Source organism: Pseudomonas sp. LBUM1652 (assembly GCF_059716105.1).
Window position 1 is genome coordinate 922,230 of sequence record NZ_CP166804.1, and the last position, 11,336, is coordinate 933,565.

Sequence of the window (11,336 nt, forward strand, 5' to 3'; positions counted from 1 at the left end):
TTACGACCAGATCACCGGGCTGATCGACAAGACCTACCAGCTCGACGAAGCCTCCCTGAAATTCCTCGACACGCAACTGCAGCAGCGTCTGGCGCAAAACCGCACGCACATGGTCTTGCAAGCTGTGGCGTTGTCGGTGGTGTTTGTGCTGATTTTCTATCTCTACGGCGGTTTCTACGCCTCGACTCGCACCACACTCAAACGCCTTGGCGCGATGATGGACAAGGTTGCGGCCGGCGACATGACCGTCAACTTCAAGGCCAGCAGCCGCGATGAGCTGGGTGAATTGGGCGAAGTGTTCAATGGCACGGTGAGGAAAATTCACGACTTGATCGAGCGCGTTGGCCACACCGTTGGCGAAGTCGAACGTCAGGCCGCGCAGGTTGAAAACGTCTCGGCGCAAAGCAATCAGGCCGTTGCCGGGCAGCGCACGCAGATAGAACAAGTGGCGACGGCGATGAACCAGATGTCGGCGACCTCACTGGAGGTGGCGCGCAGTGCCGCAGCGGCGGTGAGCAGCGCCCACAGCGTGAATGACGAGACCGTCAATGGTCGTGGTCTGGTGGAGTCGCAGCAGGGCAGCATTGCCGCGCTGGCCAGCGAGATCGATCAATCGGTGCGGGTGATCAATCAACTCGCGAGTGACAGCCAGTCGATCAGCCGCGTACTGGAAGTGATCAAGAGCATCGCCGAACAGACCAACCTGCTGGCACTCAACGCTGCGATCGAAGCCGCTCGCGCCGGGGAACAGGGGCGCGGTTTTGCCGTGGTCGCGGATGAAGTGCGCACGTTGGCCAAACGCACGCAGCAGTCGACCGAAGAAATCGAGCAGATGATCGCCAAGCTCCACGGCGGCGTCGGTGCGGCGGTGAAGGCCATGGGCATCAGCCATCAGATGGCCAACGGCACGGTCGGGCAGTCGGAGAAGGTTCAGCAGGCGTTGGAAAACATCCTTGGCGCGGTGGGCATGATCGTCGATCAGAACCAGCAGATTGCCGCTGCGGTGGAGCAGCAGACAGCGGTGGCCCATGACATCGACCAGAACATCGTCGAGATCAACCGTGCCGGCGAACGCACGGCGCAGGGCGCGCATCAGACTGAAGATGCGAGTCGGGCGTTGTCGGCGCAGGTGGTGGAACTGAAACAGCTGATCAGCGCCTTCCGCGTGTAGCGTGTACGCAGCTAACTTACCAGCCGAACACTTCGCAGCTGTTGGCAGTGCTGGTAGCAGCCAATTGCTGCGCGCTGATATTCATCAGTTGCGCGAGCACTGCACAAATCGCTCGCAGATGCGCCGGGCTGTTGCGCTGACCGGGAAACATCGCGGGCGCCATGTCCGGTGAATCGGTTTCCAGCACGATCGAATCCAGCGGCAGATCCGCCAGTACCCGATGCATGCGCAGTGCCTGCGGCCAGGTCGGCGCGCCACCTAAACCCAGTTTGAAACCGAGTTTGATGTACTCGCGCGCCTCTTCGCGACTGCCGGCAAAGGCGTGGATGATCCCGGCCCGCTTCAAACGAAAACGTTTGAGCGTGGCAATCACCGCCGCGTGGCTGCGGCGCACATGAATCAGCGCCGGTAATGCAAAGTCCGCCGCCAGTTGCAGTTGTGCTTCGAACAGCGCCTGCTGGCGCTCGCGGTCAAGGGTTTCGATGAAGTAGTCCAGACCGATCTCACCCACCGCACACAACTGCCGATGACCGCGCAGCCGCGTCAGCCAGTCGCCGAGTGCCTTTACATCTTCGGGGCGGTGCTGATCGAGGTAAACCGGGTGCAGACCGAACGTCGCGTACAACTCGGGATCGCTCTGCACCAGATCCCACACCCGCTGCCAATTACCTTCACAGACCCCCAGCACCACCATCCGCCGCACCCCGAGGGCGCGGCTTTCGGCGAGCAACTGCGAACGGTCGGCGTCGAAGTCGGGGAAGTCCAGGTGGGTGTGGCTGTCGATCAGCTCCACGGTTCAGTCCCGGTGAATACGCTGCTTGAAGGTACGCGCGATGGCTTGCACGCCTGGCTTGTATTCCGACTGTTCGACGGCGGCCAGTGCCAGTTCCAGCGCCTTGTCGGCGATCAACTGGTGCTGCTGGGCCATGGCGTTGACCGGCAGCGGCAGGAAGTCGAGCAACTGCGTGTCGCCGAACGTGCCGAGGCGCAGTGGACGGGATTTGAGCGGGAAGTCATGCAACGCGTCGAACACGCCCTGCAACAGCACGTAGGAAGTCGTCACCAGCGCGTCCGGTAAATGCCCCAGACGTTGCAGGAGTTCTTCCATCAATTGCTTGCCACATTCGCGGCTGAAAGATTCGGCATGCTCGACCAGCACTTCGCCTTTGAAATCGACGAGGGCCTGTTTGAAGCCGGCGGTACGTTCCTGGCTGATACTCAGCTCAGGGCGGGCGCCAAGCAGGACGATCTGCTTCAACTGAGGATCGAGCAGGCTCTGGGTCAGGTGCAGGCTGGCCTCGCGGTCGTCGCTGATCACCGAGCAGAAATGCTCGGGTTCCATGACCCGGTCGATGGCGATGATCGGCAGGCCCTTGGCCTGCAACTGGCGGTAACTGTCATCCCCGGCCGGCAGGCAACTGGCGACGATCAGCGCATCGCAACGGCGCGCCTTGAACAGTTGCAGCAGTTGGCGTTCGCTGTCCGGCGCATCGTCGGAGCTGGCAATCAGCAACTGATAGCCGCGCGCCCGCGCACCTTGTTCCAGCAGTTTGGCGATCCGCGCGTAACTGGGGTTTTCCAGATCCGGCAGGATAAAGCCCAGCGTGCGGGTATGCCGACTGCGTAACCCGGCGGCTTGTGGATTGGGCGTGAAGCCGTGTTGCTCAACCACCGCACGCACCCGCTCGACGGTGGCGGTGCTGATGCGTTGCTGTGCGGCCTTGCCATTGATGACGTAGCTGGCGGTGGTCACGGACACTCCGGCCAACCGCGCGATATCACTGAGTTTCAACCCGGTATTTCCTTGTTTTTTCGAGCGTACGGCGAGATTTTCGCCAATCCTACCCGATTCGGGCAGACGACCATTGTCGCAACGCATCCGACAAGTTGGACTTCAACGATGAGACATTATCGAGTAACGTGCCGATCAATCTAGATTAAACGTTTCAGCAAGCGTATTTTCTACGTTTTAGACGCTTTTGGCCGGTTCTGCCGTGAAACCGCCAAAACTGCCCCTGAAAAGGAGGCTGACAAGCGCCTAAGCTGCAACCATCCAAAACAATACCTGGCGCCTTCATGTGCCAAAAAGGAGATCGCATGCTCGAGCTCACTATAGAGCAGATATCCATGGGCCAATCGGCTGTGGATAAACCCGCTGCTCTGCAATTGCTGGCCAATCATCTGGTCGCCGATGGACTGGTCGCCGACGGATACCTCGCCGGATTGCAGGCCCGAGAAGCCCAGGGCTCGACCTTTCTCGGTCAAGGTATTGCCATTCCCCACGGTACGCCCGAAACCCGCGATCAGGTGTTCGCCACAGGCGTGCGCCTGATGCAGTTTCCCGAGGGCGTGGATTGGGGCGACGGCCAGATCGTTTATCTGGCCATCGGTATCGCCGCCAAATCCGACGAACACCTGCGCCTGTTACAACTGCTGACCCGTGCCCTCGGCGAGACCGATCTGGGCCAGGCCCTGCGTCGCGCCAGTTCCCCCGAAGCGCTGCTGAAACTGCTGCAAGGCGCGCCGCAGGAATTGGCGCTGGACGCACAGATGATCGGCCTCGGTGTCGCTGCCGACGATTTCGAAGAGTTGGTCTGGCGGGGGGCGCGTCTGCTGCGTCAGGCTGATTGCGTGAGCAACGGTTTTGCCGGCGTGTTGCAGCAAGTCGAAGCGCTGCCGCTGGGCGATGGTTTGTGGTGGCTGCACAGCGAACAAACCGTGAAGCGTCCGGGGCTGGCCTTCGTCACCCCGGACAAGCCAATACGCTACCTCGGTCAACCGCTGAGCGGTCTGTTCTGCCTGGCCAGCCTTGGCGAAGCCCATCAGGCGCTGCTTGAACGCCTCTGCGCATTGTTGATCGAAGGTCGCGGCCATGAACTGGGCCGCGCCACCAGCAGCCGCAAAGTCCTTGAAGTGCTCGGCGGCGAGTTGCCTGCCGACTGGCCGAGCGCACGCATCGCGCTGGCCAACGCCCATGGTTTGCACGCGCGTCCGGCGAAAATCCTGGCGCAACTGGCGAAGAGTTTTGACGGCGAGATTCGTGTACGCATCGTCGACAGTCAGGACAGCGCCGTGTCGGTGAAGAGCCTGAGCAAACTGCTCAGCCTCGGCGCCCGTCGTGGTCAGGTGCTGGAGCTTATCGCCGAGCCAAGCATCGCTGCCGATGCGTTGCCGGCATTGCTTGCGGCCATCGAAGAAGGTCTTGGCGAAGAGGTCGAGCCATTACCGGCCGTGAGTCAGCAACGCGAAGTCATCGCCGATATCGCCGAAGTCGTGATCGCTCCGGCGTCCGGCACTCAGTTGCAAGCGATTCCCGCTGCGCCGGGCATCGCCATCGGCCCGGCGCACATTCAAGTGCAGCAAACCATCGAATACCCGCTGCGTGGCGAGTCCGCCGCCGTCGAACGCGAGCGCCTCAAGCAAGCGCTGAGCGATGTGCGCAGCGACATTCAAGGCTTGATCGAACGCAGCAAAGCCAAAGCCATTCGCGAGATTTTCATCACCCACCAGGAAATGCTCGACGATCCGGAACTGACCGACGAAGTCGACACGCGCCTCAAGCAAGGCGAAAGCGCCGAAGCGGCGTGGATGGCAGTGATTGAAGCCGCAGCCAAACAGCAGGAATCGCTGCAGGACGCCTTGCTCGCCGAACGGGCGGCGGATCTGCGTGATATCGGCCGCCGGGTGCTGGCGCAACTGTGTGGCGTGCAGACGCCGAACGAGCCTGAGCAACCGTACATTCTGGTGATGGACGAAGTCGGCCCGTCCGACGTGGCGCGGCTCGATCCGGCGCGAGTGGCAGGGATTCTAACTGCTCGCGGCGGCGCCACCGCGCACAGCGCCATCGTCGCCCGTGCCCTCGGCATTCCGGCGCTGGTCGGTGCAGGTGCTGCGGTGTTGCTGCTGGCGCCGGGCACGCCGTTGCTGCTCGACGGCCAACGCGGTCGTCTGCATGTCGACGCCGATGCGGCGACCCTGCAACGCGCCACCGAAGAACGCGACACCCGTGAGCAACGCCTCAAAGCAGCCGCCGAACAACGCCATCAACCGGCGCACACCACCGACGGTCACGCGGTAGAAGTGTTCGCCAACATCGGCGAAAGCGCCGGTGTGATCAGTGCGGTGGAGCAGGGCGCCGAAGGCATCGGTCTGCTGCGCACCGAACTGATTTTCATGGCCCACCCGCAGGCGCCGGACGAGGCGACTCAGGAAGCCGAATACCGCCGCGTCCTCGACGGCCTCGCTGGTCGACCGCTGGTGGTGCGCACGCTGGATGTCGGCGGTGACAAACCGCTGCCCTATTGGCCGATTGCCAAGGAAGAAAACCCGTTCCTCGGCGTGCGCGGCATTCGCCTGACCTTGCAGCGTCCGCAGATCATGGAAGCGCAATTGCGTGCCTTGCTGCGTTCGGCGGATAACCGCCCATTGCGGATCATGTTCCCGATGGTCGGCAGTGTCGAAGAGTGGCGTCAGGCCCGCGACATGACCGAACGTCTGCGTCTGGAAATCCCGGTCGCCGATCTGCAACTGGGGATCATGATCGAAGTGCCGTCCGCCGCGTTGCTCGCGCCGGTGCTGGCCAAGGAAGTCGACTTCTTCAGCGTCGGCACCAACGACCTGACTCAATACACCCTGGCCATCGACCGTGGTCACCCGACGCTGTCGGCCCAGGCTGACGGCTTGCACCCGGCGGTGCTGCAACTGATCGACATCACCGTGCGTGCGGCCCATGCCCATGGCAAATGGGTCGGCGTGTGCGGTGAGCTGGCAGCCGATCCGTTGGCAGTACCTGTGCTGGTCGGTCTCGGTGTCGATGAGCTGAGCGTGTCCGGCCGCAGCATTGCCGAAGTGAAAGCACGCATCCGCGAAATCAGCCTGACCCAGGCGCAAACCCTTGCTCAACAAGCCCTCACCGTGGGCAGCGCCAATGAAGTGCGTGCATTAGTGGAGGCCCTGTAATGGCCAAGATTCTCACCCTGACCCTCAACCCGGCGCTGGACCTCACGGTCGAGCTGCCGGTACTGGCTGCCGGTCAGGTCAACCGCAGCGATGAGATGCACACCCATGCTGCCGGTAAGGGCGTGAACGTCGCGCAGGTGCTGGCCGACCTCGGCCATCAACTGACGGTCAGCGGCTTTCTCGGCGAAGACAATCTGCAAGCGTTCGAGACCCTGTTCGCCAAGCGTGGATTTGTCGATGCGTTTGTCCGTGTGCCGGGCGAAACGCGCAGCAACATCAAAGTCGCCGAGCGAGATGGCCGTATCACCGACATCAACGGCCCGGGGCCGGTGGTCGATGCAGCGGCGCAGCAGGCATTGCTCGATCGTCTGGTGCAGATTGCGCCGGGGCACGACGCGGTCGTGGTCGCCGGCAGTCTGCCGCGCGGCGTGACTGCACGGTGGTTGCGTGACCTGATCGAACGGCTGAATTCCCTCGGCCTGAAAGTCGCCCTCGATTCCAGCGGCGAAGCATTGCGCGAAGCGCTCAAGGCCAGTCCGTGGCTGATCAAACCGAATACGGAAGAGTTGGCCGATGCGCTCGGTTGCGAAGTGGTTTCCCACGCCGCCGAGGCTCACGCAGCGGCGCAGTTGCACGGGCAAGGCATCGAACACGTGGTGATCTCCCACGGCGCCGACGGCGTGAACTGGTTCAGCGTCGGCTCGGCGCTGCATGCCTCGCCGCCAAAGGTCAGCGTCGCCAGCACCGTGGGTGCCGGTGATTCGCTATTGGCCGGCATGCTCCACGGTTTGCTCAGTGCCGACACGCCGGAGCAAACCTTGCGCACGGCCACGGCGATTGCCGCAATGGCGGTGACCCAGATCGGTTTTGGCATCAACGACGCCGCGCAACTGGCGCAGCTCGAACAGGGCGTGCGCGTGCGCCCCCTGACAGAACAATAAGAGGGTTTGTCATGAAGTTAGCCATTGTTACGGCTTGCCCCAACGGCATGGTCACCAGTGTGCTGTGCGCCCGTTTGCTCGATGCGGCGGCCCAGCGTCAGGGTTGGAGCACCAGCGTCGAAGTGGTCGACGCGGCGCACCCGGAACGTGAATTGTCGGCAGCGACCATCGAAGCGGCGGAGTGGGTGTTGCTGGTCGCCACCGGTAACGTCGACATGACGCGTTTCGTCGGCAAACGGGTCTTTCAGATTGCCCCGGCGCAAGCCCTTCAGGACGTCGAAGCGGTGCTGCGTCGTGGTGCCGAAGAAGCCCAAATTTATGTCGCCAGCGCAGCCGCCCCGGCTGCCGTTGCGCAGCGTGCGCCGCGCATCGTCGCCATCACCGCGTGCCCGACCGGCGTCGCCCACACCTTCATGGCGGCCGAAGCGTTGCAGCAAACGGCCAAGCGTCTGGGCTATGAATTGCAGGTCGAAACTCAGGGCTCGGTCGGTGCGAAAACTCCGCTGAGCGCGACAGCGATTGCCGAGGCTGACGTGGTGCTGCTGGCGGCGGATATCGACGTCGCCACCGAGCGATTCGCCGGCAAGAAAATCTACCGCTGCGGCACCGGCATTGCGTTGAAGCAATCCGAAGCCACGCTGAAAAAAGCCCTCGCCGAAGGCCAGCAGGAAAGCGCCGCCAGCGACGGCAAGGCACCGGCCAAGTCGGAGAAAACTGGCGTCTACAAACACCTGTTGACCGGCGTGTCGTACATGCTGCCGATGGTGGTGGCGGGTGGTTTGATGATCGCGTTGTCGTTTGTCTTCGGTATCACCGCGTTCAAAGAGGAAGGTACGCTGGCGGCGGCACTGATGCAGATCGGCGGCGAGACCGCGTTCAAGCTGATGGTGCCACTGCTGGCCGGTTACATCGCCTACTCGATTGCCGACCGTCCAGGCCTGGCGCCGGGGATGATTGGCGGCCTGTTGGCGAGCACCTTGGGCGCCGGGTTTATCGGTGGGATCGTCGCCGGGTTTATCGCCGGTTATGCGGCCAAGGCGATCAGTCGTTATGTCGCGTTGCCGCAAAGTCTTGAGGCACTGAAACCGATTCTGATCATCCCGTTGTTCGCCAGCCTGTTCACCGGCCTGGTGATGATCTACGTGGTCGGCAAACCGGTGGCGGGCATGCTCGCGGCGCTCACGCAGTTTCTCGACAGCATGGGCACCACCAACGCGATTCTGCTTGGGATCGTGCTCGGCGGCATGATGTGCGTCGACCTCGGTGGGCCGATCAACAAAGCCGCGTATGCGTTCTCGGTGGGGCTGCTGGCCTCGCAGAGTTACGCGCCGATGGCCGCGACCATGGCGGCCGGGATGGTGCCGCCGATTGGTCTGGGCATCGCCACGTTCATCGCCCGGCGCAAGTTCGCCCAGACCGAACGCGAGGCCGGCAAGGCTGCCTTCGTACTGGGGCTGTGCTTTATCTCCGAAGGGGCGATTCCGTTTGCCGCGAAAGATCCATTGCGGGTGATCCCGGCGAGCATCGCTGGCGGTGCGCTGACCGGTGCGTTGTCGATGTACTTCGGCTGCAAACTGATGGCGCCGCACGGTGGCTTGTTCGTCATGCTGATCCCGAATGCGATCAATCATGCGCTGCTGTATTTGCTGGCGATTGTCGCGGGGAGTTTGTTGACGGCGGTGGTTTACGCGACGGTCAAACGGCCTGAAGCCGTGGAGCTGGCAATGGAACCCGCCAAGGCCTGAAACCACAAAAACTGTGGGAGCGAGCCTGCTCGCGAATGCAATCTGCCAGCGACATGTATGTTGACTGGCACACCGCTTTCGCGAGCAGGCTCGCTCCCACAATGGTTAGTGGTGTCATGGCGAGTTCATATAGGCGTGCTTTAGTTTTCCTTTTTTCAGGGAGAACAGCATGAGCGATTTCAATGTGGGCCGCCGGCGTGTCATGCAAGTCGTCGGCGCCGGTCTGTTGATGCCGAGCCTGGCGCCGGCGGTGATTGCGTCGGTCAAGGATCGTCCGCAACTCACCGATGGCGTGCAGTCCGGCGACCTGCAAGGCGACCGCGCGATGATCTGGAGCCGCAGCGATCGTCCGGCGCGGATGGTGGTCGAGTGGGACACCCGCAGCCAGTTTCGCAATCCACGCCGCGTCGTCTCGGCGCTGGCCGATGCCCACAGCGATTTCACCGCCCGTGTTGAACTCACCGGGCTGCCCGCCGATCAGGCGATTTTCTATCGCGTGTACTTCAAGGACGCTCGCACTGGTGTGGCCAGCGAACCGTGGCTCGGCCACTTGCGCAGCGCCCCGACGGCGCGGCGCAATATTCGTTTCGTCTGGAGCGGCGACACCGTCGGCCAGGGCTTCGGCATCAACCCGGACATCGGCGGCATGCGCATCTACGAAGCCATGCGCCTGCGCCTGCCGGACTTCTTTATCCACAGCGGCGACACCATCTACGCCGACGGCCCGGTGCCGGCCCAGCTGACCACCGAAAACGGTCGGGTGTGGCGCAACATCACCACCGAAGCCAAGAGCAAAGTCGCCCAGACCCTCGACGACTATCGCGGCAACTACCGCTACAACCTGCTGGACGAAAACATCCGCCGCTTCAACGCCGAAGTGCCGCAGATCTGGCAGTGGGACGACCATGAAGTGGTCAACAACTGGTCACCCGGCAAACAGCTCGACGAGCGTTATCAGGAAAAAGATATCCACACCCTGGTCGGGCGTGCGCGCAAGGCCTGGCTGGAATATTCGCCGATGCGTTTACAGACGGCCGACGGTGGCGGGCGGATTTATCGCAAGATCAGTTATGGGCCGATGCTTGATGTGTTTGTGCTGGATATGCGCAGTTATCGTGAGGCCAACGACGACAACCTCGGGGCGGCGAAACCGTTCTTGGGACGTGAGCAACTGGACTGGCTCAAGCGTGGCTTGAAGAAATCGAAAGCCCAATGGAAGGTGATTGCCGCCGACATGCCGATTGGTCTTGGTGTGCCTGATGGCGAGGTGAGCCCGGGCGTGGCGCGCTGGGAAGCAGTGGCGAACGGCGACCCGGGGCCGGCGCAGGGGCGTGAACTGGAAATCGCCGAATTGCTCGGTTTTCTGCGGGCGCAGCAGGTGCGCAATTTTGTCTTCCTGACGGCAGACGTGCATTACTGCGCGGCGCATCACTACCACCCCGATCGCGCGGCGTTTCAGGATTTCGAACCGTTCTGGGAATTTGTCGCGGGGCCATTGAACGCCGGGAGTTTTGGACCTAATCCGCTGGATACGACGTTTGGGCCTGAGGTGGTGTTCGAGAAGGCACCGCCGGCACAGAACACTTCGCCGTTTGCCGGGTTTCAGTTTTTTGGCGAGGTGAATATTGAAGGGCAGAGCGGGGAGATGAGCGTGGTGTTGCGGGATCTGGATGGGGTGGCGGTGTTTGAGAAGAAGTTGCAGCCGGTTTGAGATGGGGGGAGTCAAAAGCTACCCTCACCCCAGCCCTCTCCCTGAGGGAGAGGGGGCCGACCGGGGTGTCTGGCGTTATACATCGACCTGAGAGACCGAGTCGATTATGGATTTGGTGAAGCAGTTTCAGGTTGATTATGGATTTGACATAGCGCGCGAATGGCGATTATGGATTCGGCACAGAGCTTTCAGGTCGGCGTATTTCTGGAGCATACCCCGATCAGTCCCCTCTCCCTTTGGGCGGTCCGACGTTTCGGGAGGGTTAGGGTGAGGGGCTTTTTCGACGTTGCGCAATCCTGATGATCTGCTCCAGCACATCCCCCATCTGCTGAATCACTTCCAGATTGCTAAACCGCACAACCTCAATGCCCTGACGTTGAAGGAACAGCGTCCGACGCTGGTCGTGAATCACACCCGCCGTTTCATAGTGCTGACCGCCGTCCAATTCGATGGCCAGTTTCAACTCAACACAATAAAAATCCAGCACATAGGGCGGGCAGGGGAATTGCCTGCGGAACTTGAGATTAGCGATTTGGCGCGAACGTATTCTTTGCCAGAGCAGGTGTTCACAGTCGGTTTGGTGAGTGCGTAAATGGCGGGCGAATTGAGCGAGTGTGGGGCGGTTTGGCATGCTTCACGATCCTTGTGAAGTGGCTTGAGATTTCACTGTAGTTCACGACCCTCACCCCAGCCCTCTCCCATGGGGAGAGGGGGCCTACGGAGTTGTTTCAGGTTGTACATCGACCTGAAAGACCGAGTCGATTATGGATTTGGTACAGACGCGGATGGCGAAATGGATCTGGCACAGC

General features: G+C 61.8%; 8 protein-coding genes. 5 read left to right on the forward strand and 3 right to left on the reverse strand.

Annotation, left to right across the window (positions count from 1 at the left end; all coding sequences use genetic code 11):
• The first annotated feature begins 466 nt into the window (after positions 1–466).
• Positions 467–1,171 (forward strand): methyl-accepting chemotaxis protein, encoded by a 705-nt coding sequence (locus ACA069_RS04060; protein ID WP_410457990.1) that lies wholly within the window; start codon positions 467–469, stop codon positions 1,169–1,171.
• Between the two features lie 16 nt (positions 1,172–1,187).
• Here the strand turns inward: ACA069_RS04060 and ACA069_RS04065 are convergent, their stop codons facing one another.
• Positions 1,188–1,964, reverse strand: coding sequence for a TatD family hydrolase (locus ACA069_RS04065; RefSeq protein WP_497616399.1), 777 nt, complete (start codon positions 1,962–1,964; stop codon positions 1,188–1,190).
• Positions 1,965–1,967: 3 nt separating this feature from the next.
• Positions 1,968–2,963 (reverse strand): catabolite repressor/activator, encoded by a 996-nt coding sequence (cra, locus tag ACA069_RS04070; protein WP_497616400.1) that lies wholly within the window; start codon positions 2,961–2,963, stop codon positions 1,968–1,970.
• A gap of 305 nt (positions 2,964–3,268) precedes the next feature.
• On the opposite strand from cra, the gene ptsP reads away from it, so the two are divergent.
• The 4 genes from ptsP to ACA069_RS04090 all read left to right on the forward strand — a co-directional run bounded on the left by ptsP (position 3,269) and on the right by ACA069_RS04090 (position 10,527).
• Positions 3,269–6,130, forward strand: a complete 2,862-nt coding sequence (ptsP, locus tag ACA069_RS04075; RefSeq protein ID WP_497616402.1) for a phosphoenolpyruvate--protein phosphotransferase — start codon at positions 3,269–3,271, stop codon at positions 6,128–6,130.
• Positions 6,130–7,071, forward strand: coding sequence for a 1-phosphofructokinase (gene pfkB / locus ACA069_RS04080; RefSeq protein ID WP_497616404.1), 942 nt, complete (start codon positions 6,130–6,132; stop codon positions 7,069–7,071). The genes ptsP and pfkB overlap by 1 nt, the downstream gene beginning before the upstream one ends.
• Positions 7,072–7,082: 11 nt before the next feature.
• Positions 7,083–8,816: a PTS fructose-like transporter subunit IIB gene (locus tag ACA069_RS04085; protein ID WP_497616405.1), complete on the forward strand. Its 1,734-nt coding sequence runs from the start codon at positions 7,083–7,085 to the stop codon at positions 8,814–8,816.
• Between the two features lie 169 nt (positions 8,817–8,985).
• Positions 8,986–10,527: an alkaline phosphatase D family protein gene (locus ACA069_RS04090; RefSeq protein ID WP_497616407.1), complete on the forward strand. Its 1,542-nt coding sequence runs from the start codon at positions 8,986–8,988 to the stop codon at positions 10,525–10,527.
• Between the two features lie 262 nt (positions 10,528–10,789).
• On the opposite strand, the gene ACA069_RS04095 is transcribed toward ACA069_RS04090, so the two are convergent.
• On the reverse strand, positions 10,790–11,158 hold the full coding sequence (locus ACA069_RS04095) for an endonuclease domain-containing protein (protein ID WP_497616408.1): 369 nt from the start codon (positions 11,156–11,158) through the stop codon (positions 10,790–10,792).
• Between the last annotated feature and the right edge of the window lie 178 nt (positions 11,159–11,336).

Excerpts from the sequence above, each read along its gene's own strand:
- ACA069_RS04085 (WP_497616405.1), top strand. The coding sequence starts at position 7,083 with ATGAAGTTAGCCATTGTTACGGCTTGCCCCAACGGCATGGTCACCAGT.
- ACA069_RS04095 (WP_497616408.1), bottom strand. The coding sequence starts at position 11,158 with ATGCCAAACCGCCCCACACTCGCTCAATTCGCCCGCCATTTACGCACT.
- ptsP (WP_497616402.1), top strand. The coding sequence starts at position 3,269 with ATGCTCGAGCTCACTATAGAGCAGATATCCATGGGCCAATCGGCTGTG.
- ACA069_RS04090 (WP_497616407.1), top strand. The coding sequence starts at position 8,986 with ATGAGCGATTTCAATGTGGGCCGCCGGCGTGTCATGCAAGTCGTCGGC.
- pfkB (WP_497616404.1), top strand. The coding sequence starts at position 6,130 with ATGGCCAAGATTCTCACCCTGACCCTCAACCCGGCGCTGGACCTCACG.
- ACA069_RS04060 (WP_410457990.1), top strand. The coding sequence starts at position 467 with ATGTCGGCGACCTCACTGGAGGTGGCGCGCAGTGCCGCAGCGGCGGTG.